The 22,420-nt window shown below is 64.5% G+C and carries 17 protein-coding genes and 1 tRNA gene; 12 read left to right on the top strand and 6 right to left on the bottom strand.

Going from position 1 to position 22,420, the window contains the following annotated elements; all coding sequences use genetic code 11:
- Positions 1-40 precede the first annotated feature (40 nt).
- From BLT60_RS09795 to BLT60_RS09780, 4 genes are all read left to right on the top strand, one after another.
- Positions 41-925, top strand: a complete 885-nt coding sequence (locus BLT60_RS09795; RefSeq protein ID WP_090876230.1) for a glycine betaine ABC transporter substrate-binding protein — start codon at positions 41-43, stop codon at positions 923-925.
- A 182-nt stretch (positions 926-1,107) separates the two neighbouring features.
- Positions 1,108-2,364, top strand: a complete 1,257-nt coding sequence (locus tag BLT60_RS09790) for a hypothetical protein (protein WP_090876229.1) — start codon at positions 1,108-1,110, stop codon at positions 2,362-2,364.
- Positions 2,361-2,960, top strand: coding sequence for a protein-S-isoprenylcysteine O-methyltransferase (locus BLT60_RS09785; RefSeq protein ID WP_090876228.1), 600 nt, complete (start codon positions 2,361-2,363; stop codon positions 2,958-2,960). Before BLT60_RS09790 ends, BLT60_RS09785 begins: the two co-directional genes overlap by 4 nt.
- Positions 2,961-3,029: 69 nt before the next feature.
- Positions 3,030-3,761, top strand: a complete 732-nt coding sequence (locus BLT60_RS09780; protein ID WP_139167793.1) for a lipase family protein — start codon at positions 3,030-3,032, stop codon at positions 3,759-3,761.
- Positions 3,762-3,783: 22 nt separating this feature from the next.
- Here BLT60_RS09780 and BLT60_RS09775 read toward each other — a convergent pair whose 3' ends face one another.
- From BLT60_RS09775 to trxA, 3 genes are read right to left on the bottom strand one after another with little or no spacing between them, the layout of a single operon-like run.
- Positions 3,784-3,981, bottom strand: a complete 198-nt coding sequence (locus BLT60_RS09775) for a Trm112 family protein (RefSeq protein ID WP_090876226.1) — start codon at positions 3,979-3,981, stop codon at positions 3,784-3,786.
- A gap of 12 nt (positions 3,982-3,993) precedes the next feature.
- Positions 3,994-4,659 carry an LON peptidase substrate-binding domain-containing protein gene (locus BLT60_RS09770; protein ID WP_090876225.1) on the bottom strand — a complete coding sequence of 222 codons (666 nt, stop codon included), beginning with the start codon at positions 4,657-4,659 and terminating at the stop codon, positions 3,994-3,996.
- A 9-nt stretch (positions 4,660-4,668) separates the two neighbouring features.
- The gene (gene trxA, locus BLT60_RS09765) at positions 4,669-5,592 is read right to left on the bottom strand and encodes a thioredoxin (RefSeq protein WP_090876224.1); all 924 of its coding nucleotides are present in this window, start codon (positions 5,590-5,592) and stop codon (positions 4,669-4,671) included.
- 428 nt (positions 5,593-6,020) lie between these two features.
- Between trxA and BLT60_RS09760 the strand changes: the two genes are divergently transcribed.
- Entirely contained in the window at positions 6,021-8,669 is a 2,649-nt protein-coding gene (locus tag BLT60_RS09760; RefSeq protein WP_090876223.1) for a PQQ-dependent sugar dehydrogenase, read from the top strand.
- Between the two features lie 54 nt (positions 8,670-8,723).
- Here BLT60_RS09760 and BLT60_RS09755 read toward each other — a convergent pair whose 3' ends face one another.
- Complete coding sequence (locus BLT60_RS09755) at positions 8,724-9,239, bottom strand: prolyl-tRNA synthetase associated domain-containing protein (protein WP_090876222.1); 516 nt, start codon at positions 9,237-9,239, stop codon at positions 8,724-8,726.
- 131 nt (positions 9,240-9,370) lie between these two features.
- Here BLT60_RS09755 and BLT60_RS09750 point away from each other — a divergent pair.
- A tRNA-Gly gene (locus BLT60_RS09750) sits at positions 9,371-9,445 on the top strand.
- A gap of 166 nt (positions 9,446-9,611) precedes the next feature.
- On the opposite strand, the gene BLT60_RS09745 is transcribed toward BLT60_RS09750, so the two are convergent.
- Positions 9,612-13,580, bottom strand: a complete 3,969-nt coding sequence (locus BLT60_RS09745; protein ID WP_090876221.1) for a hypothetical protein — start codon at positions 13,578-13,580, stop codon at positions 9,612-9,614.
- Between the two features lies 1 nt (position 13,581).
- Positions 13,582-14,622 carry a peptidoglycan-binding domain-containing protein gene (locus BLT60_RS09740; protein ID WP_139167792.1) on the bottom strand — a complete coding sequence of 347 codons (1,041 nt, stop codon included), beginning with the start codon at positions 14,620-14,622 and terminating at the stop codon, positions 13,582-13,584.
- Positions 14,623-15,006: 384 nt separating this feature from the next.
- Here BLT60_RS09740 and BLT60_RS09735 point away from each other — a divergent pair, with 384 nt between their 5' ends.
- From BLT60_RS09735 to BLT60_RS09710, 6 genes are all read left to right on the top strand, one after another.
- Positions 15,007-15,867: a MurR/RpiR family transcriptional regulator gene (locus BLT60_RS09735; RefSeq protein WP_090876219.1), complete on the top strand. Its 861-nt coding sequence runs from the start codon at positions 15,007-15,009 to the stop codon at positions 15,865-15,867.
- A 394-nt stretch (positions 15,868-16,261) separates the two neighbouring features.
- Positions 16,262-17,821 carry an ABC transporter substrate-binding protein gene (locus BLT60_RS09730; RefSeq protein ID WP_090876218.1) on the top strand — a complete coding sequence of 520 codons (1,560 nt, stop codon included), beginning with the start codon at positions 16,262-16,264 and terminating at the stop codon, positions 17,819-17,821.
- A gap of 70 nt (positions 17,822-17,891) precedes the next feature.
- Positions 17,892-18,815, top strand: a complete 924-nt coding sequence (locus tag BLT60_RS09725; protein ID WP_090876217.1) for an ABC transporter permease — start codon at positions 17,892-17,894, stop codon at positions 18,813-18,815.
- A 1-nt stretch (position 18,816) separates the two neighbouring features.
- The gene (locus BLT60_RS09720; protein ID WP_090876216.1) at positions 18,817-19,710 is read left to right on the top strand and encodes an ABC transporter permease; all 894 of its coding nucleotides are present in this window, start codon (positions 18,817-18,819) and stop codon (positions 19,708-19,710) included.
- Entirely contained in the window at positions 19,707-21,398 is a 1,692-nt protein-coding gene (locus BLT60_RS09715; RefSeq protein ID WP_090876215.1) for an ABC transporter ATP-binding protein, read from the top strand. Before BLT60_RS09720 ends, BLT60_RS09715 begins: the two co-directional genes overlap by 4 nt.
- A complete protein-coding gene (locus tag BLT60_RS09710; RefSeq protein ID WP_090876214.1) occupies positions 21,395-22,330 on the top strand; it encodes a DUF6963 family protein in 936 nt (311 codons plus the stop codon). Before BLT60_RS09715 ends, BLT60_RS09710 begins: the two co-directional genes overlap by 4 nt.
- Positions 22,331-22,420: the final 90 nt, after the last annotated feature.

Here is a 22,420-nt window from a genome sequence, read left to right as displayed (position 1 = left end):
ACCCCTCGGTGAATGAACCTGAACGACAGAGGAGAAGAAAATGAAAGACCTGACCAGGATTCTCACGGCGGCGATTGCCGGCGTCGCCCTGACCGCATCCGCCCAGGCTGCGGACGTGGTCGTTGGCGGCAAGGACTTCACGGAACAACTGCTTCTGGCCGAGATGACGACACAGCTTCTTGAGGCAGAGGGCTTCGATGTCGACAAGCGCGACGGCATGGGCTCCCAGGTGCTCCGCAATGCCCAGCTGAACGGGCAGGTCGACGTCTATTGGGAGTATACCGGCACGTCGCTGGTTACCTATAACAAGGTCAGCGATCCGATGGACGCCGCGGCGACCTATGCCAAGGTGAAGGAGATGGACGGAGAGCAGGGCCTGACCTGGCTCGATCCCTCCAACGCCAACAATACCTATGCCCTTGCGGTCAAGTCCGGCGAGGACAGCACCAAGGACGTGAAGACCTTGTCCGACCTCGCCGCATCCTACAATGCGGATGGCGGACTGATCATGGCGGTGAATGCCGAGTTCCCGAAGAGGCCGGACGGACTGCCGGGCCTTGAGGAGGCCTATGGCTTCGAGACCAGCCGCGCCGACCTCAAGGCGATGGATTCCGGCCTCACCTACCAGGCGCTGAACGAGGGCCAGGTCGATCTCGCGCTGGTTTTCGCCACGGACGGACGGATTGCCGCCTTCGACTTCCGCGTCCTGGACGACGACAAGGGCTACTTCCCCGACTACGCGATCGTTCCGGTGGTGCGCAGCGACACGCTTGAGGCCAACCCGACCCTGGCCCAGCCGCTCAATGCCCTTTCGGCGAAGCTCGACGACGAAACCATGCAGATGCTCAACGCCAAGGTCGATGTCGACAAGATGACGATCGAGGATGTCGCGACCGAGTTCCTGAGCAGCAACGGGCTCATCTGACCGCCCTTCCGCGAACAGTAACCGCTCTCGCCCGCACCCTGGCGGGCGGGAGCGACCCCGCCTCGGCCCCGCCCCGGCATCGACGGATCATCGGCCGATCTGCGTGAGCATCGCTGGCATCCCGCCCCGGCTTCGGCTAAATGCTGGTCACACCCAGCCGGGAGCCAATCGGGAACTGCTCATTGCCGGACAAGCGACCAGCCCAGCCCAATCTCGTCAGGACCCGGCGCGTCATCCATATCTACGGTTTCGAGCCGATTCCGATCGAGCGGCTCGACCATCGGATGAACAGCGGTCTGCGCCGCTTCGCCAAGCTCTGGGGGGCGGAGACGACATGCTCGCCGGCCGCCATCGCGCCGGACCAGCGCTCGGTCAGCTGGGACGTCACGACTGACGGACCGAACTGGTCGACGGCCTGCCGCTACACCATCCTGCGCTGGGACGAACTGATGGCGCCCTATGTCGACCGATCCTGGCTCGGCCGCATGCTGCACGGATACAAGGCGCTGTTCGAGTTCATCTGGACCGGAACGCTGCGTCGCTACTTCAAGGCCAACATCCGCTATGGCCTTTTCTTCATCTACCCGCTGGTCCTGCTGCTGGCCTTCATCCTGCTGGCCGTCGGCGCCGGTTTCCTGGCCGCATGGCTCGGCATCCCCTTCGGCGGACTGGGCGCGACCGCGGTTGGGCTGGTGGTCTTCGGCCTATTGCTACGGGTCGTCGGCGGCTACTTCTTCATTGATTTTGCCCTTGCCGACTGGGCCTGTGCCGCCGACCTCGCCAAGCGCGACATACCGGGGATGGAGACTCTGCTCGACCAGTTCGCGGCGATGGTCGTTGAGGCGATCCGCGATCCCGAGGCCGACGAAGTGCTGCTGTCGGGCGTCAGCCTCGGCGCCGTCATGATGGTCGAGGCGATTGCCCGCGCCTATCGGGCGACACCCGGGCTCGACAAGGAAGCCAGCCGGACGGCCTTCCTCACCGTCGGCTCTTCGATCATGAAGATCGGCCTGCACCCGGCCGCCAAGGCCTTGCGCCAGGACGTCTACCGGGTCGGCGCCGAGAAATCGCTGCTCTGGGTCGAGTATCAGTCGAAAGTCGACCCGATCAACTTCTACAAGACCAATCCCGTCACCGATCTCGGCAACCCGAAGACGGGCAGCCCGGTCATCAGGATGATCCGGATCCGCGACATGATGAGCGCGGAAGGATATCGCCAGGCGCAGCGCAGTTCACTTCACCTCCATCGGCAGTTTGTGATGCCGAACGCCAAGCGCTACTCCTACGACTTCTATCACATCGCCTTCGGCCCCCTGCGGCTGGCCAAACGGGTCAAGCTGGGCAAGAAGGTGGTCTCGATCTTCGCCAGGAATGGCAGTTACAAGAGGAAGCAGTCGCCCCGGAAGTCCGGCAAAGCGGCCGCGATTGGAAAAGAATGAGCCAACTCGTTGCGGAATGGATCTGGTTTGTCGGCGGCGTGCTGTGGTTCGTCGTCCGTTATCCGCACCAGCGGCGGTCGCGGAAGACCAAGGTGGCGCGCTCAGCCGGCGGGCGGCACGACCAGTGGCTGCTGGCATCGTCGCTGACCGGCCTCGCCATCATCCCGCTGATCTATTTCATCACCAGCCGGTTCGGGACGGGCCAGCCGTGGTTCGCCAACTACACCTTCAGCCCGACAATGGGCTGGATCGGCCTGGTCCTGATGGTCGCGGCCCTGGCGTTTCTCTACGAAACCCATCGCCAGCTTGGCCGCAACTGGTCGGTGACCCTCGACACGCGCAAGAAGCACACTCTGGTCGATACCGGGCTCTACGGCTATGTCCGCCACCCGATGTATTCGGCCTTCTGGCTGCTGGCGCTGGCTCAAGCCGTGCTGCTGCCCAACTGGGTCGCCGGGTTTGCGGGCATCGTCGGCTGGGGCATCCTTTACTTCCTCCGGGTCGGCCGCGAGGAAAAGCTGATGATCGAGACCTTCGGCGACGACTATGTCGCCTATATGCGCCGAACCAAGCGCATTATCCCGCTGATCTATTGACGGGTCGCCACCTCCCGGCCATTTTTTGAGCCAACATGGACGTGGGCTACGCATGAACGGAGACACCCGATGAAAATGAGACGGGCGGCCATGATGGCCCTCGCCGCATTCGTTCTGGGGCTGGCGGCGGCGACCGTGCCGGCAGGCGCCGAGAGTCCGATCCCCGTGCCGTCGCCCCGCCCGGCCTACGCCCCCAAGGCAACCGCCAAGACCGCGACCAACCCTGCCAAGCCGGCCACCAGCGTGGCGATTCCCAAGCCTCCGGCCGGCGGCTACAAGAACGGGCGCGTGATCATCCTGCGCGGCCTTCACAACGTCTGGTCGCGCGGCATGGACGCCCTGGCCAAGAAGTTCGAGGCGCAAGGCGTCACCGTCACGCTGGCCAACCACTCCCACTGGCAGCGCCTCGCGAACGAGGCCATCGAAGACTACAAGAAGGACAAGAATGTCGCGCCGATCATCATCATCGGCCATTCGCTCGGTGGCGACGCCGCGCTGGTGATGTCCAACTGGATCGTCCACAACGGCGTGCCGGTGCGGTTCGTCGTGGTCTTCGACGCCGTTGCCCAGACCCATCCGGTCGAACCGGGGGTCGCCGAGGTTCTCAACTTCTACAAGCCAAAGGGCTATGGTCAGGAAGTGACCGGCAGCAAACGCTACAAGGGTGAGATCATCAACATCGACCTCACCCAGCGCAAGGACGTCGACCACCTCAATATCGACGAGGATGAGGAACTCCAGGACGACGTACTGGCCAGGTCGCTGGCGATCCTGCAGGGCCAGAAGACCGCGAGCCGGTGAGGTCGTAGAGCAGTAGCGAAGTCTAGGCGTCGAGCTGACGGGCTTCGTCCGGCAACATGATCGGGATGCCGTCGCGGATCGGATAGGCGAGCTTCGCGGCGCGGCTGATCAATTCCTGCGCCGCCGCATCGTATTCGAGCGTCGTCTTGGTCAGCGGGCAGACCAGCATTTCCAGAAGCTTGGGATCGACCTTGCCGGCCACGCGCTCGCCATCGCTCATCGATTCACACCCTTATTGCAGCGAACGGCCACCGCCCTCGTGGGCGAGCGCCATTTCGGTCAGGGCCACGAGGGTCTCCGCCCGGGTCTTGAGATCGGGCGCCTCGAGCAGGGCCTGCTTCTCGGCGGCGCCAAAGGGCGCCATCATCGCCAGGGCATTGATCAGTGTCTCGTTCGTCGCCTGGTCGACGCTTTCCCAATCCGCCTCGAGATTGTGCGCGTCGAGATAGTCCCGGAACGACTTGAGGACCGACGCGCGGTCGACGGCCTCGTCGCGCTCCGCCTTGAAATCGCCGGCATAGGGAACGGCGGTCACCCGGCACTGGCGGTAGCCGGTCGGCACGATATGCTCCTCGAGCACGGTAAACCGCGCGACGCCGGTCAGCGTCACCCGGTAACGCCCGTCGCCGGTCTCGGAAAAGGCGGTAATGCGACCGGCACAACCGACACCGCAAAGGCCCGGCCCGGAGGCGCAAGGCGCCTTGCTCTCGTCGGGCTGGATCATGCCGACGATCCGATCGCCTGCCAACGCTGCGTCGATCATCGCGACATAGCGCGGCTCGAAGACATTCAGAGGCATCTCGGCGCGCGGCAGAAGCAGCGCCCCGGGCAGCGGAAACACCGGAATGATCTCCGGCAAGTCCCCCGGACACCCATAAGCGCAGTTACCGACCTTCACGGACAATCCTCAGGAAAACAGCATTGACGACAGTCGACGGCGACCGGAGAGCGTCGCGTCATCCTTCGGACCCCAGGCCTCGAAGAATGTCAGCAGTTGCTTCCGCGCCTTCTCGTCCTCCCAACTACGATTCTTTGCCATGATTTCAAGGAGCCCGTCGGCAGCGGCTTCGCGATCGCCCTTCTCGTTGCGGAGCAGCGCGAGGTCGAAACGGGCCTGGTGGTCGTTGGGATCGGCGGCAAGGCGGGCCTCCAGCGGGGATTCGTCACCAAGGCTGGCGGCTTGCGTCGCAAGATCGAGTTGCGCCCGCGCGGCGACCACCTTCGGGTCGCCGGCCGCGGTTTCCGGCAACTGATCGAGGGCCTGTCGGGCGCGATCAAGGTCGCCGGACGCGACAAGGCACTGCACCAGCCCGGCGGTGGCCGGAACCGACTGCGGCTCGGCCGCCAGCACGGCAGCGAAGCGTTCGGCCGCGCCAGTGGTATCACCGGCGGCCAGCAGATCCTCGCCGGCGGCCACCAGGGCCTCGGCGTCGGAAGGACCGACCGGACCACCGACCCGCTCGATGAACTCCTTGATCTGGCTTTCCGGTACCGCGCCAACGAACCCGTCGACCGGCTGGCCCTTGGAAAAGGCAATGACCGCAGGGATCGACTGGATGCCGAGCTGCCCGGCAACCGCCGGGTGCTCGTCGATATTCATCTTGACCAGCCTGACCGCGCCCTTGGACGCCTGGACCGCTTTCTCGATGATCGGGCCGAGGGTCCGGCAGGGGCCACACCACGGCGCCCAGAAGTCCACCAGCACCGGCTGCTGCATGGATGCCTCGATGACATCCGCGCCGAAGGTTTGGGTCGTTGTGTCGATAACGGCGTCGCTGGCGCCCCCCGCAGGCATGGCGGGGCTGCCGTCTCCGGTCAAAAAGGTGCTCATTGTCGTCCCTGTATTTCGCCGGCGGCAGAGCGCCGCCTCAAGACATCGTTTTCCTGCTTAACATGGCGGTTTCCCCCCGCCTTTACAATCGATCGACCGCGCCGCCCGCCGCCGGGACCGCAATGGACGGTGCCGGCAGGCGATGCCGTCCGTCGTTGATTCCGACCTCAACGCCCAAGCAATCGCCCGATCCGGCGTCGGACCGGCAGCGCCGTCACCAGCTCGCCCGACCGCCCACCAGCACGTCCTGACGGATGATCCGCTTGATATTACTCGCATCGACCGGAGTTAACCTTAAAAGTTAATGTTAAATTCTTAGATTAATATGGATTTGATTACATTTTGCATTAAATTTCGCCTCCACAGATCGTAGTGTCCCCGCAACGTCAAGACTAACGCGTCAACAATACTTTCGCGCGGGGTTAATTATGACAGGATCGGTGTTTCTAGGGGCGTCCGAATACAGCGTTCGGGAAGGCGAACCGTTCGTGGCGGTAACCTTTCAGCGCACCGGGGACACCTCCGGCGCAGTCCAGGTTAACTACGCGACGACCAACGGAACGGCCATTGCAGGCCAGGATTTTCCCGGCAGCAACGGCTCGGCGATCATCGCCGCGGGCACCAACAGCATCACGGTCCAGATTCCGATCACCAACGATGCGCTCGCCGAGGCGACCGAGACCTTCGGCCTGTCCATCCTCAGCATCGACAGCGGCACCCTGCTCTATCCGCGCACGACCAACATCTCCATCCTCGACGACGAGAACCCGGTTTCCCCGCCGGTCCAGCCGGAACTGACATCGCCCTACACGGTCACGACCAAGAACGTCGTGACCGGGCTCGAGCAGCCGATGAACATCGAGTGGCTGCCCGGCAACCCGTCGACCGCCCTGGTCGTCGAAAAGACGGGGACGATCAAGGTCGTCAACACCACGACCGGCGTCGTCAAATCGGTGCTTCTCGATATCCGCGACGAAGTGAATTCCAGCAGCGATCGCGGGCTGATGGACGTCGCCCTCCACCCCGATTTCGAGAACAACCCGTACCTTTATGCCTTCTATGTCGTCGATCCGCCGGACACGGCAACCGCAACCGGCCTGGCAGCTGCCGACGGCAACGGCAACCGGTTCGCCTATGTCGTCCGCTACGAGGTCGACACGTCGGGATCGACCCTGAAGATCGTCGACAACAGCAAGACGATCCTGCTGGGCGCCGCCGGCAAGACGCTCGCCGACATCTCCGGCAACGGCGCCCTCGACTACACCGATCCCGCCTACATCGCGGCCCCGTCCTCGGATTTCGACACGGCGACAGGCCTCTACAAGGAGGACTATATCAAGGTCGATTCCCGGTCGCATGCCGGCGGCGCCCTCGCCTTCGGGCCGGACGGCGCGCTCTATGTGTCAGTCGGCGACGGAACCTCATACAGCTACGCCGATCCCCGGTCGGTTGCCGTTCAGGACGTCACGAGCCTCTCCGGCAAGATCCTGCGCATCGATCCGATGACCGGCGACGGCCTCGCCGACAATCCCTTCGCCGACCTCGGCGATCTGTCGTCCAACCAGTCGAAGGTCTGGCAGCTCGGCCTGCGCAATCCCTATTCGATGACCTTCTCCGACGATGGCCGGCTCTTCATGTCCGAGACCGGCTGGTACAGCCACGAAGAGATCAATTCGGGCGACGCCGGCGCCAATTTCGGTTGGCCCTATTACGAGGGTGACGCGAGCGGGTCGCTCATCAAGGCGCCGGGATACCAGGACCTGGCCAGCGCCGCGGCCTTCTACGCCCAGGTGGCCAGCGGCGCCATCTCGATAACGGCAGCCTACCAGTCCTTCTCCCACCTCGACGCGGAGCCGGGATACCAGATCAGCGCGATCGTCGGCGCCAGCGACATCTACACGGGCTCCAAGTACCCGGCCGCCTTCCTCAACGACTACTTTTTCGCCGACATCGTCGATGGCGAAATCTACACGGTCGACATCAACGACCGCACCCAGACGCAATTCGTTACCAACGTCGGCGCTTTCAGCCCTGTCAGCTTCTCGCAAGGTCCGGACGGCTACATCTATTTCGCCGACCTGGCCAACGGTCGCATCGTCCGCCTGGAGATCAGCACGACCGTTTCGGAGAAGCTCTACTACAACTCGGCGGGCAACCAGACCATCACCGGCACTTCGGCCAACGACGTCTTCGTCGTCGGCGCGTCGTCGGCGGGCTACGAGATCGGGCCGGCGAGTACGGGAGACGGTTTCGCCATCTGGAACAGCGTCGGGGTGGATGTCCTGTTCGGCTTCGAGACGATCCGCTTCTCCGATATGACGATCAACCTGTCGTCGCTGAAGGGCCCCGTCTACCAGGACGACCCGCGCCTCGTTCAGCACCTCGTCGGCAAGACGGCCAGCGACAAGTTCGTGATTTCCGGCCCGTCGTCCGCTTACGCCTGGGCCCCGACCCAGGACGGGACCGGCATCGTCGTCTGGTCGCTGACGAACCCCGACGACACCTACGATGTCCTCGATGGATTCGAGTCCATCCAGTTTTCCGACATCACGGTCGACCTGAAGGCCATGGGTGTCACCATCACGGGGACCAAGAAAAGCGACAAGATCGACGCGACGCATGCCCCCGAGGGTCAGCCGAATCCCACAGAGGGAAACGACACGATCATCGGTGGCGGCAAGCACGACAAGATCAAGGGCCTGGGCGGCAATGACCACATCATTGGCGGCTGGGGCCGGGACAAGGCCAACGGCGGCGACGGCAATGACCTCCTGTCAGGCGGCAGGGGGACCAACAAGCTCATCGGCGGCAACGGCGCCGACTCCTTCATCTTCGACTCCAGGATCACCAAGTCCTTCCACAAGATCATGGATTTCGACAGCGCCGAAGGCGACAACATCCTGCTCGCCATGTCGGTCTTCGACCACAAGAAGCTGAGCGATGGCGACCTCTCGGCCAAGGATTTCAGCAAGCTGTTCGACTACAAGGATAACGGCGTCCTGAAATACGACGGCGACAAGATAGCCAAGTTCAAGGGCGCGCCTGACCTCGATGTCGACGACTTCATGCTGATCTGAGCAGGGTCCGGCCCAGGCCGGCCGGCGACATCGCGATACGCCCGCCCCGGCGGGTCAACCGGCGGGATGTGCCTCGTCAAGCGCAATCACCAGCGGTTCGTGCCCGGTCGCCCGGACGAAGGCCAGGAGGTCTGCGCTTCTGATCGTCGTCGTCGCCGTGTTGACCAGGGGATGACAGTTCACGGTCTCGTTCGCCATCAGCGCCGCGTCGAGGACGACCGTCACGCGCGGCGGATGGTCGTTGACCAGGCCGAACGGCGTCACCGAGCCCGGCATGACCCCGAGAACCTCCTGAAGCAGATCGGGCTTGCCGAAGGACAACCGCCCGGATGCGCCAATCCGCACGTGCAGGTGCTTTAGCTCGACCACTGCATCCTCGGGCGCAACGACGAGGAACAGGCGGCCCTTCTTGTCCTTGAGAAACAGGTTCTTGGTGTGTGCGCCCTCGATCGCGCCCCGCAGCGCCTGGCTTTCCTCGACCGTATGGAGTGGCGGGTGGGTGACGGTGGTGCTGTCGATCCCGAGGTCGGCAAGATAGCCGGCAAGGTCGTCGGGGGTCATCGCTGGCATGTCGGACTCCGGTCTCGGTCGGCCGAATCCCGTATTCCCTGGCCAATCCGCACACAAGTTATGACATCCATGTTGCAAGAGCAGGCAAAGGAGCGATATAAGCCCCGCAGCGACCGGCGACGGTCGCGCGAGCGGGTGTAGCTCAGGGGTAGAGCACAACCTTGCCAAGGTTGGGGTCGAGGGTTCGAATCCCTTCGCCCGCTCCAATTGTCCCAACCGTCGAGAATGGCCGAAGGTCGCGTATTCGCGACCGACTTGCCGGGTTCGGACCCCTATCATCCAATTAGCCGAGTCGGCCGCATTGATATGCCCGCGGTCTTTTGAGACGGGACCTCCCGCACCCGATTGGCCGGCTCGCGCCACCGCCGCGATCTACAAACCGGTATCGATGCTTTCGTAGAGGTATTTGCCAACGATGGCGCCCGCCATGCCGGCGAAGGGGTAGCCCCGATCGCTTTCGCCCTCCTCGTTGAGCACCGTAAAGCCGGTCAGGTCAGACACGATTTCGACTCGCACGGTGCCCTTGGAGAACCGCATGGTCGCGTGCGTCTCGCCTTCGTTTCCGGTGTAGGAGGATAGATACTGAAAACCCAGCCATGAATCGGCATTGAGCTCTTCACCGGGCTGTGGCTGAGGCCGCGCTTCCTCGTCTGACCCAAACTTGGCAAGCGTAATCCTGTTGCGGATTGTCACACTCGAAGTCGGGACATCGTTCGTCCTGTTGGCTGATGTCACATCATAGGTAACCGACGCGACGCGACGATCGCCACTTGCTGTACCTTGAGCGAAGAAGCCCATGTCCTTGTCGACATCGTCGAGCATGATTTTCAGTCTTGCCTGCGCGTCGCGCAGGATTTCGAGAGCACCAGCGCCTTCAACCGTATCGGGCGCCGGCTCGGCCGTAACCACTGGATCGGGCTCATCTGCCGGCGGTTGACACGCCTCTTGCGCCGCCACGAGATGCGCTTTGACCTCATCCACCCTGACATTTTTCGTACCGGAAGCGTCGATGGCTGCCAGCGCGCTTTCAATATCCGCCGAATCGCAGGACGCGATGGCTGCTTCCCCGCGCCCGATCATGCCGATGACGTTTTGAACAAAGTCGGTGGCGCCGGGAACTCGAGCAACCAGGTCCTCGCAGCCCACAATGGCTTCGGGTTGCTCCGCCCTGAACTTCATCTCCCCGAGGGCAACCATGACGGCCTCGAAATTCCCGGCGATGAACAGTTCATCCGCAGCGGCAAATGACGAGCGCACCATCTCGCACTGGTTCTCGACCTGCTTGTCGCATTGGGCCAATGCTTCGTCGATCCGTCCGACGGCCGTCCGGAACCATACGTGGCTTTGGCTGGTCGCCTGGGCTCGCGCTCCCTTCAGGCGTTCGATATCGCAGTTGGCCAATGCTCCTTGTAACTCTGCTTCCGCGTGTTGGATTACGGCGATGTTTGCGTTGCCCTGGACGATGCGGGCACCGATCTCGGGACACAGCTCGTTTGCGGCAGGATCCAGCAGGTCCTGCGCCGATGCCAGTTCGCCCGTCGCCTGGCGCAGGTTGTTTGCCTTGTAGCTCGCGCGCGCCTTGTTCAACGCCGCCGTCGCCGCTTCGCAATTGCGGGCCGCGGCCTCTGCGCTCCGCTTCCCGGCACAAGAGGAAAGGGCTCCCTCGATCCGACCGCGCGCCTCGGCAAAGAATTTGTGGCTGCGGTCGGCAACCTCGGCTCTCATGGCCTCGAGCTGGTCCATTCCGCAGGTGTCGATGGCGCTCACCAGGCGCGCATCGAACTGCTGCAGCACCGCGATTTTCTGCAGCCCCTGCTTTGCCCGCTCCTGATAGTTCTGACAGTCCGGGCCGAACAACCCCGGCAGATTTTCGAGGATTGTTGCTGCCGGGCCGAGCAGATTGTCCTGGTAATAGGACAGGGCCTTTCCGAAATATTCGATTCCGTCCGTCGCATAGTTGAGCCGGCCGACCAGGAAATCGTAGTTGATGCCCGAAACCGGTTTCAGGCTAGCCCTTTTGTCCGCCAGTGCTGCCGGCTCGCATTGACCAAGCAAGACCTCCACTGATGCGACATCGCGCTGCGCGATGGTCAGGAGCTCCCGCGCCTTTACCACTTCGGATGCGGTCTCCGGCCCGCAATTCTCAAGGCTCTCCTGCGCCGCGACGGCCTCGTCAATCTTCGACAGGACCTCCGGCAGCCGGTCGAACAGGCCCACGGCCAACTCTGATCGTGCCGCGGCAACCGCCAGATCGACCGCCCTGCACGCCGCCGCCTGTTCCGGGGTGACGACGGGCGGGGGAACAACAACCTCCTCCTCCTCGTCGGCCTCCTCGCCGGGCGGCGCGTCCCTCTCCGGGACGATAAGCTCGCCGTCGGCCCGTGCAGTGAGACCACCGTCCCGTTCCGCAAAGGTGGAGCCATTGCGCCTGAAATAGGCGACGTCGAACGTCTCGCGCACGCCCCTGGTATCGGGAGTGTTCGCTTGCCCGGTGATCGACATGGATCTGCCGTCGCCCAGGGCGACGACGGAGAACCGGCCGGCCGCGTCGGCCTGCGACACCTCGCAGCCTTCGACCTGTTGCCCGCCGCCGATCGCGATATCCAGGCTGGCACCCGGAATGGCCGACCGGTCGGCATTGAGAACCCGTCCTTCCAGGATGAGCACGCTGGCCCGCGACAAGGCATCCGCGAGGTCGGAATAGGTCTCGTAGGCGTTGGCGCCGTCGCCGCGCGTCACGCCGCGACCGAACCTGCCCTCGAATGCGATGAAGGAGGCGGCAATTGCGCTTGCCAGCCGGTCCGCGCCACCATTCGCCAGATCCCGCAGGAAGCTGTCGGTGGAAAAGCCCGCACTCCGTGCCACCGCCGAAAGAACCTGGTCCGCCGAACAGGTGTCGCCTGGCCGATGCAGGTCCTTGACCGCCGACACCGCAGCTTCGATGGTCGCGACGATTTCCCTCGCGTTCCTCATCAATCCAGGAACGCCGCCGGGATTGACCGTGTTGTACACCGCGGCGATGCGCGCGATATGCGCATCGGGGTCGGAAACGATCGGATATCCCAGCGCAATCGCGTCCGTGATCAGCTTGGCCGCCGCGACAACCCCGTCAGGGCCACTGGGATTCTCGGCCTCGATGAAGCTGCTGCCGTCGTAGAAGAAGAGCCGCGTCGGCTCGCCGCCCTGGGACTGGTAAACGTGCTTCAGCGGCCATGTGCCGTAGCTGAGGGGGCACGCCATCACCTTCTGCTCGATGAAATAGAACTTGCGGATGTCGCGCGACGGCACCCCTTCACCCAGGCAGTAGCCGTTGCGTCGTTGAATGACGCCATCGAGGGACAGGGCATTGTCCAATGCCTGGTTGGCGACATCGGCATAGTCCCGGATAATCTGGCCGACAAAGACAAACAGAGGCTGATTGCTCTCGGCAAGGACGTCGCCGGACAGGCCCATGAGCTGGAAGAATGCGCGGACCTTGTCCGACTGGTCCTCCGACCCCATGGCGTCGGACACGATCTCCATCACCTCGGCCAGCCGGAATTTGGAATTCAGTCCGCGGATCTGCGCTTCGCGGCTCTTGAAATACTCGAACCATTCTCCCGAGAGCCCCACATCCCTGATGATGTCGGAGATCGGCGTGTCGGGCTCTTCGGCAATCCGCTGCTTGGCGAGCAGGATTTGAGCGAGACGCGTTTTCGCGTCGCTGAGAAGCTTGTAAGCGCCCTCCAGTATGGTCTTGGATTCGCCGTTGGTCAGATCCACATAGACCTTCCACGCATCCAGCAAGCGCGATTCCTGCCCGCCCGCGGTCAGATAGGCTGCGACATAGGTCCCGAATTCTTCCTGCGGCGCCTCGTTGAGCCACCGGTGGGCCAGCGCCTCCACCTCCGGCGTGCCCGGTGCGTACCTGGCCCGTTCCTCCGCCGGCAGCCGCGCATAAAGCTGCTCGGACATGAACTTCCAGAACCCGCCCGTCAGTTCGGATGCCGCCTTGTTGGCTGCGTCCTCGGCGCGGGCCTGGGCCGCCTCGAAGGGCGCCTTGATCCGGGCGACAAGTTCGTCCTTCTTCTCGCGGCAATATTTGAGAAAGTACGTCCGCTGATCGAACTTCACCGGACCGAAATTCAGATCGAGCCCGGTGATCCGGTCGGACAGGCTTTCATAGAGGAAGACGCAAGGCTCGTTCGGAACGTTGACAAAAACTGCATTCGGCTCCCCGGCGGTTGCCGAAACGGAAGCGCGACCTTGCTGCTGCGCTTGCGCGGGTCCGAGCTGGCATGAGAAGGCCAACGAGATGGCGGCCAGTACGCCATAGAGCGACGGCTGCCGGAATACCGCCATCCTAAAAGTCGTCCAGATTCTGCGGCAAGGTCAGCAGCGAATCCGGTGCCGCGGACGGCTCGGCCCCCTTGGCGTCTGAGACGGTCTTGTCGCCTACATCATCAGGTCTGGCATCGGTGGGGGCCGGCTGTCGCGCGGCCAGAAACGCATCCAGCGACGCGATATCTCTCAGGTTTCCGGCCTGCCGCGTACCGACGATCGCATCGATCGCCTGCCTGGTGCCCCGCCCGATGATGCCATCGATGGCTCCCGCATAACGGCCGATCCGCTTGAGTTCGATCTGAATCGCCTTGCACAGGTCCGCTCGCCCTTCGCAATTTCCCTTGGCGGCTTGGAGTAGGTCGTCATATTGCAGCCTACCGCCGCGCTCCGTGTATTCGAAGGCCCGCACCGCCCAGAACCCGGCCATGTGCACGAATGGCCTCACCTTCGCGTTGACGCCGTAGGAGCGATGGGTGGCGTAGAGATTGTAGATCTCGTTTAGGTCGCCATTCGTTGCACGATAGATCGACCATTCCAGCGTCCCCGGCTTCCAATCGAACGTCTCATCGCTCGCTTGAACCCCCAGTGTGCGGAGCACGGTATCGACAACAGTCGGATCAAAGGCGTCTGGCTCGCTTGCCGGCGCCGCCACTTCGACCAGTTCTCCGCCAAATCCGATGCAGTCGATGATACCCAACTCAAACGCAGCATTGAGCTCGGAACTGGGAAGGAGCTGCGCGGTCTTGCCGGTTATCCTTGTAAAAAAACCGAGGGCCTCGGAGCCCGAGCGGACCCGAACGGACCTGCCTCTGATCGCATGCTCGGCGAAGAGATCGTCCTTGCAGTAGACGAGATACGGCTCGCGCCCGTCGTCACCGGGATATATCCGCCAGTAGCGGGCAAATTCGCTCTCAATATTGTCATTCACCCAGTCGCTATAGGGTTTCAGCAATGGGTGAGATGATGGCGTAGCGTCTTGAGCGCCTGCGGGTCCTGCGACAAAGACAAGAAGCACAATTTGCGCCGCTACGATGAAAAACGCCCCAACCAATTTTGACACGTCGCGCCCCCGGCTCGCTGAGTCAGATCAGTTCGTCATGCTAGGATAGCTTTTTTCTCAAAGATACACTTCAAGCTATGCCTTGATGCTGAGATCCATGGCATCATATTCTGACGCCGCATCCCTTAGTCCTCGTCAATGACGGTCGGTCCTTACCAGCGTTCAATGACATTCTGTCTTGCAACAGGGTAAGACGCGAATGTTGGCAGCCGTTTTTTTTGTCGTCACCGGTCGGAGGCCCATCCCTTCTCGGATACAAGTTCGTCGGTGATTGGCGGGCTGCAACCATGATCGCGTGGTGGCGGGTTGCTGTTTTCTTCACTTTCGAGAGATTTTCGCCTACTGATGCTCCAATTGTTTCACTAACGAAAAAATGATGCGCCGATGAGCGATGCGACGCTGTCCCAGAGGATGCTGGAAGCCTATGACGACCTGACGCGGGGGGAGCGGCGGCTGGCGGATCGATTGCTCGAGGATCCGGACACCCTCGTCCTCAAGTCGGCGACCGACATTTCCGCCCAGGTGGGCGTCTCGAAGGCGACCACGGCGCGCTTCTTCCGCCGGCTCGGCTACCCGAGCTTCAAGACCGCCCAGAAGATCGCCCGCTCCGGCAACGAGGCGGGCGCCGGGCGGCCTCCCCTTGTTGACGGGCTGCCGCGAAAGGCCGGACGGGAGTCGCTGGCGGAGCACCTGGCCAGCGATGTGCAGAATCTCGTGCGCACCATCGAGGCGCTGCGGACCGACGAACTGAACCAGGCGATCCAGTCGATGGCCAGGGCCGAAAAGCTCTGGGTGGTCGGCTTCGGCGACAACTATCCATTGGCTCATTTCGCCCGTTCCCTGCTGATCCGCATCAAGGCGGACATACGGATGATCCCGATCGGCGGCTTCTCCGTGCCGGAGGAATTCGCCTCGATCCAGCCGACCGACGCCATGCTGGCGCTCGGCATTGGCCGCAAGACACGCAGCCTGCGCTCGCTGATGCGCTCGGCCGTCCATGCGGGGGCGCAGGTGATCTACCTGACCGACCAGGCCAGCCGCGGCGGGCCCGAAGTCGCCAGCGTGACGCTGCGCTGCCGGACCCGGGGCGTCTCCGTCTATGAATCGGTAGCGGCCCCCGTCTCGCTGATCACCTACCTGTGCTCGGCGCTGGCCCTGAAGATCGGGCAGACCGCGATCGAGCGGATGCAGTTCATCGAGAACATCCACGACGAGTGGGGCGACCTGGTTCCCGGCGACCTCTGATCCGGGACAGTCTGAATCGCGACCGGGCGCCGCCCGGTCGGGCGCGGACGGCCAGCGACAGATGCCGGAAAGGCGCTGAAACAGGCGGGGGACAGCGCCGTTTCTGATTCGTCCCATTGTCGAATCGACGCGCTTTGTTTCAGTTTCGAAAATAAACAGCGCATTTTTGAAATTCGTTTGACTCGTTTCAAGCGCGCCCGCAGGGTCCATGCAGTGGAGCCTTCTTGGCATGGCGCCGGTCCGGGATGGACACGGGGCCATGCCCCCGAAGGCGGAAAAGAACCACGACACGAACAGCGCCGGTAATCCGGCCCGCAACTTGCGTTCCGGGCAAACGACCCCTGTTGCCCGGCCGGCCGATCACGAGGGTTCACGAGACATGGAGAGACCGACGATGACGATCCGAACGGGCAGACTAACCAGGACGCTGGCGGCAGTTGCCGCGATCGGCCTTTGCAGCGCGGCCGCCGAGGCGCGCGACATCGTGTGGGCGCGCTATGGCGACATCGACACGCTCGATCCGCACAAGGCGACCAGCACGCTCTCGCTCCAGACCTGGAGCCTGATCTTCGACACCCTGCTGGCCACCGACAAGGACGGCAATCCGGTACCGAACATGGCCGAGTCATGGACCGTGAACGACGCCGGCACCGAATACACCTTCAAGCTCCACGACGGCATCACCTGCCACGACGGTTCGCCGCTCGACGCCACCGACGTGAAATACACCGTCGACCGCGCCTTCGACGACGCCGACCCGAGCGTCACCAAGGCCAGCTGGGGACCGATCACCAGCGCCGAGGTCGTCGATCCGCTCACCGTCAAGCTGACGCTGGAGACGCCCTTCGTCGCGCTGGTGCCATTCCTTGCCGACAGCTTCTCCTCGATCCTCTGCGATTCCAACGAGGGCGCCGAGGGCTTCGGCACCACGACGGCGATCGGCTCGGGCCCGTGGAAACTGGTCTCCTGGACCAAGGGCGACAAGATCACGCTGGCCAGGAACGACGACTACACCAATTTCGGCAAGCTCGCGGAGAACAAGGGCGCGCCGTATATGGACGGCCTCGTCATCACCGTCGTTCCCGAGCCCCAGACGCGACTCGCGGCGCTGAAGACCGGTGAGGTCGACATCGCCGAGCCTCCCTTCGACGACGTCGCGATGCTGAAGGACTCAGGCGAACTCGACATCGTCGTCGCCGAGAACACCGGCCAGAACGTCTTCTGGGAATTCGCGGTGCACCGTCCGCCGTTCAACGACAAGCGCGCGCGCCAGGCGGTGGGCCACGCCACCGATGCCGCCGCCGCGATCAACCTGATCTACGGCGACCTGTCGTTGCCGGAAGCCTGCCCGGTCTCGCGCGGCGTCTTCGGCAACGACCAGGACGTCTGCTTGGAATACCGCACCAACTACGATCCGGAAAAGGCCAGGGCGCTGCTCGCCGAACTCGGCTACGGCCCGGACAAGCCGCTCGAGACGGCCATGCTCGTGTGGACCGGCGGCAACCGCCAGAAACTTGCCGAGGTGTTCCAGGCGCAACTGGCCGAGGTCGGCATCAAGGCCGACATCGAGATGATGGACATCGGCACGATGAACGCCCGCGTCCGCCAGGAGAACGAGACCGCCGAGGGCAAGGGAAGCATGGATATGATGACCTGGTCCTGGTACGACCCGGACATCCTCTATGCCCTGTGGCATTCGCCGGGCGCCTATCGCGGCTACACGACGCCCGAGCTCGACGCGATGCTCGAAAAGACCCGCGTCCTCACCGATCCGGACGAGCGCAAGGCGGCGGTGCAGGCGGTGTTCAAGGTCCTGCTCGAGGACGGCATCCACATCCCGCTCTATACGCCGGGCTGGGAGTGGGTGTTCGCGGTCAGGCCCGAGGTCGAGGGCTTCCACGTTGCGCCCTTTGTCTACCCCGTCTTCAATGACGTGAAGATCGCCGAGGACTAGTCCTCTCCAGACCGCGGGGGGTCCGGCGCGCGAAGCCGGACCTCTCGCTCCTCTTTCAGGCATTCGTTTCATGTGGCGGTTTCTCGGCGGACGCATTGCGATGGGAGCGCTCACGATCTTCGTGACCACCATTGCCGTGACGCTGCTCATCCACCTGGTTCCCGGCGATCCCGTGCAGATCATGTACGCCCAGAGCCAGGGCACCACGCCGGAGCAACTCGAGGAAATCCGGCACAATCTCGGCCTCGACCAGCCGATCTACATCCAGTATGTCCGCTTCGTCGGGCGGCTCTTCCAAGGCGATCTCGGCTACACGATTCGCGGCCACCAGCCGGTCCTCGACGTCATTCTCCAGCGACTCCCGAACACCATCGCCCTGGCCGTCGCGGCCATGGCGGTCGCCATCCTCATCGGCCTGCCGATCGGGTTCTTCGCCGCCTACAAGCGCGGCACCATGGTCGACACCGGCCTGATGGTCGTGGCGATCGCCGGCGTGTCGGTCCCGCATTTCTGGCTTGGCCTGGTGCTCCTGCTCTTCTTCGCGGTCGAGCTCGGCTGGCTGCCGGTCAGCGGCACCGGACCGCTCAATCTCGTCCTGCCGGCGGTGACGCTCGGCCTGTCGAACGCCGCGATCGTCGCCCGGATGACGCGATCCTCGATGATGGACATCATGCGCCAGGACTTCGTGCGCACCGCCGAAGCCAAGGGCCTGCCCAAGTCCGTCATTCTCTCTCGCCACGTCCTGCGCGCCGGGCTCATCCCGGTGATCACCATGATGGGCCTGCAATTCGCCTTCATGATGGGCGGGGCGATCGTGGTCGAGAACATCTTCGCCTGGAACGGCGTCGGCCGGATGGCCGTCGAGGCGATTTTCCAGCGCGACTATCCGGTCATCCAGGGCTTCATCCTCACCTTCGCGGTGGTGGTGGTGTTCGTGTCGATCCTGCTCGACGGGGTCTATGCGCTGGTCGATCCGCGGATCAGGAGGTCCTGAGATGGCGGAACTCTCCGGCGCCGTCCCCGACTACGACCACGAGATCGTGCCGCCCGGCCGCCGCGCGCATTTCTGGCGGCGGGTGGCTTTCACTCCGAATGGCGCCTTCGGCCTCGCCGTCGTCATCGTCCTGATCGCCAGCGCCGGACTTGCCGACCTGATCACCCCCTATTCGCCGATCAAGATGGGGGTCGGACCGCGCTTCCTGCCGCCGAACGGGGCCTATCTCCTCGGCACCGACGAGTTCGGCCGCGACCTGTTCACCCGCATCGTCTACGGCAGCCGGCTGACGCTGATGATCGGGGCGATCGCCGTCGGCATCTCGCTGACCGTCGGCATTCTGGTCGGGCTGATCGCCGCCTATCGCGGCGGCTGGACCGAGACAATCCTGATGCGCGGCACCGACGTTCTGTTCTCCTTCACCGAGACACTGATTGCGCTGGCCTGCGTCGCCGTTCTCGGTCCCAGCCTCAAGAACGCGATGATCGCCGTCGGCATCGCCGGCATCCCGTTCTATGCGCGCACCTGCTATTCGGCGGCGCTGGTCGAACGCTCGAAGCCCTATTTCGAGGCGACGATCGCCGCCGGAGCCGGGCCGCTGCGCCTTCTCTTCCTGCACCTCCTGCCGAACGTCCTGCCGACGATGATCGTCGTCGCGACGCTCGGCCTCTCGGCCGCCATCCTGGCGGCGGCCGGCCTCAGCTTTCTCGGCCTCGGCGCGCAGCCGCCGGATCCGGAATGGGGCGCCATGCTGTCCGGGGCCCGCGACTATTTCAATCGCGCGCCGTATCTGATGGTCATCCCCGGTCTCGCCATCGCCGTGACGGTGCTCGGCTTCAACCTGCTCGGCGACGCGATCCGCACAGCGCTCGACCCCCGCGAGGGGAGCGAATGACCGATACGCCGGTCCTCGACGTGCGCGATCTCAGGATTGCCTTCGGCGCCGGCCGCAAGGCGCGGGAGGTGGTCCACGGGGTCTCCTTCACCGTGCAGCGCGGCGAGGTCGTCGCCATTGTCGGCGAATCCGGTTCCGGCAAGAGCGTCACCGCGCTGTCTCTGATGGGATTGCTGCCAAGAGGCCATGGCGCGGTGACCGGCGGGTCGGCGCATTTCGAGGAAACCGACCTCATCACGCTTGCGCCGGAGCCTCTTCGCCGCATCCGGGGCGCGCGGATCGGCATGGTCTTCCAGGAGCCGATGACCTCTCTCAATCCGGTGCTGACCATTGGCCGCCAGATGACCGAGGGAATGATGGCGCATGGCCGCGTCAGCGAGCGGCAGGCCCGCGAGGCCGCCATCGCCATGCTCGAGCGGGTCGGTATCGACGATGGGCGGCGCCGTCTCGGCCAGTATCCGCACGAGTTTTCCGGCGGCATGCGCCAGCGGGTGATGATCGCCATGGCGATGATGATGAAGCCGGCGCTGCTGATCGCCGACGAGCCGACCACCGCGCTCGACGTCACCATCCAGGCGCAGATTCTCGACCTGATGCGCACGCTGATCGCCGAGACCGGGACGAGCCTGATCCTGATCACCCACGACATGGGGGTCGTCGCCGAGACCGCCGACCGGGTGGTGGTAATGCACGATGGCCGGGTGGTCGAGGAAGCCGATGCCAAGACGCTCTTCGCGATGCCCGGGCAGGCCTATACCAGGGCGCTGCTCGCCGCAGTGCCGCGCCTCGATGGCGCCGTGGCCGGCGCGGTCGCGCGTCCGGCGGGCCGCGAACCGGTGGTGCGGATCGACTCGGTATCGAAGACCTTCGGCGGCCGGACGGGAACGCGCGCGCTCGATGGCGTCAGCCTCGACGTGATGGCCGGCGAGGTGGTCGCGCTGGTCGGCGAGAGCGGCTCGGGCAAGTCGACGCTCGGCCGCGCGGTGGCCCGGCTTCTCGATGTCGATGACGGCGCCATTCTCGTCGACGGCCACAACATGGCCGAGATGCGCGGCGCGACGCTCAGGCGGGCGCGGGCCCGGGTCCAGATGATCTTCCAGGATCCCTATGCCTCCCTCGATCCGCGATTCTCAATCGGCCGGACGGTGGCCGAGCCGATCCTCATCCACGGCGGCGGCGGCCGGCGGGAGGCATCGGAGCGGGCGGCTGCACTGCTCCAGCGCGTCGGCCTCGACCGTCCGATGGCGCGGCGGTTTCCGCACGAGTTTTCCGGAGGCCAGCGGCAGCGGGTGGCGATCGCGCGGGCGCTTGCCGCCGGCCCGAAGATCATCGTCGCCGACGAGCCGACCTCGGCGCTGGACGTGACGATCCAGGCACAGGTCCTCGACCTTCTCGCCGAACTCCGCGACGAGCAGGGCATCGCGCTGCTGTTCATCTCGCATGACCTCGCCGTCGTCCGCCAGATTTCGAGCCGGGTCGCGGTGATGCGAAGCGGGCGGTTGCTCGAAACGGGACCGACCGAGGCCGTCCTCGGATCGCCGCGCCACGCCTACACCCGGGCGCTGCTCTCCGCCGCGCCGGTGCCCGACCCGGCGAAGCGCGGCCGCGTGCGGGTGACCGTGGCGGCCGGGTCCTATCCGGACGGACCGCTGGTCGAGGCGGCGCCGGGCCACTGGGTCGCGTCGTGACGATCGGAATCGCCGCCCACGGTCCGAATGCCGGGCTCGCCGTTTTCCGCGCCCTTGCCGCGGTCGAGGCTGTCGGGCGGGGGGCGATCGGCGGTTTCGTCAGCCTCGCGGCGTTGACCGCCGACGGATCGGTCGCCCGGGCGACGGCGCAGCGCGGCGGCATTGCGGCGCTCTGGGCCAACGGCGAGGCGGCGATCCCCGCGGCGATTGCATCGGCGACGACCGCCGGTCTGATGTCGAGCGGCCCCGACCGGCCGGAACCGCTGAGCCAGTTCACCCCGGCCGAAGCCGGCGTCGGGCTGGTCACCGGACACCGGATGCCGAACACCATCGGCGTCAACGGCGTCAACCTCAACGACGAGGTGCTGGCCCTGATGCGAACGGGGATGGCGCCGGCGGAAGCGGTGGAGCAGGTGGTCCGCGCCAACCCGGATGTCGACGCCGGGATCATCGCGCTCGCCGCCGACGGCCGCATTCACGCCGCCAACACCGCTCTCGTCGAAAAGCGCGGCGATACCGGACGGGCACTTATCGACGCGCGCGAGTCCGGAGCGGTGGTCGCGGTCCTGCACAACGCGATTCATCCGCACCGGCCGCTGGCGTCGCTCGCCGCCGAGGTCGCCATGGACGTGATGCAGCCGGACGACCGTCCCGACGGCTGGATCACCCTGCACGAAGGCGTGCGCCTGGCGGCCGGCGCCGTCAACGCCGTCGAGATCGACGCCGACGGAGCGGTCGAAGCGATCGTCGTCGCCGACGCCAGGTTCCTGAGCGGTTGCTGGAGCCTCGGCATCGGCTACGAGACCGGCGTCATCCGCCGGGCGGAGCAGATCGCCGTGATGCTCTATGAGCCCTACATGGTGGTCAACGACGGTGTCCTGCGCACCATCGACGGCCAGACCGAATTCAGGATCCCGGTTCGGAGCTCTTGAATCCGAGGACTTGCCTCGGCCGGATGTCTTTCCGATGAGCAAGGCGCCAGAGCCGCGACGGCGTCACACGTCGGCGTTGGCCTGGCCGGC

Origin of the sequence: Bauldia litoralis (genome assembly GCF_900104485.1) — a bacterium.
In the GTDB taxonomy this organism is placed as follows: domain Bacteria; phylum Pseudomonadota; class Alphaproteobacteria; order Rhizobiales; family Kaistiaceae; genus Bauldia; species Bauldia litoralis.
Note: the sequence above shows the minus strand (reverse complement) of the source record. Positions and strands in the feature narration are given on the sequence as shown.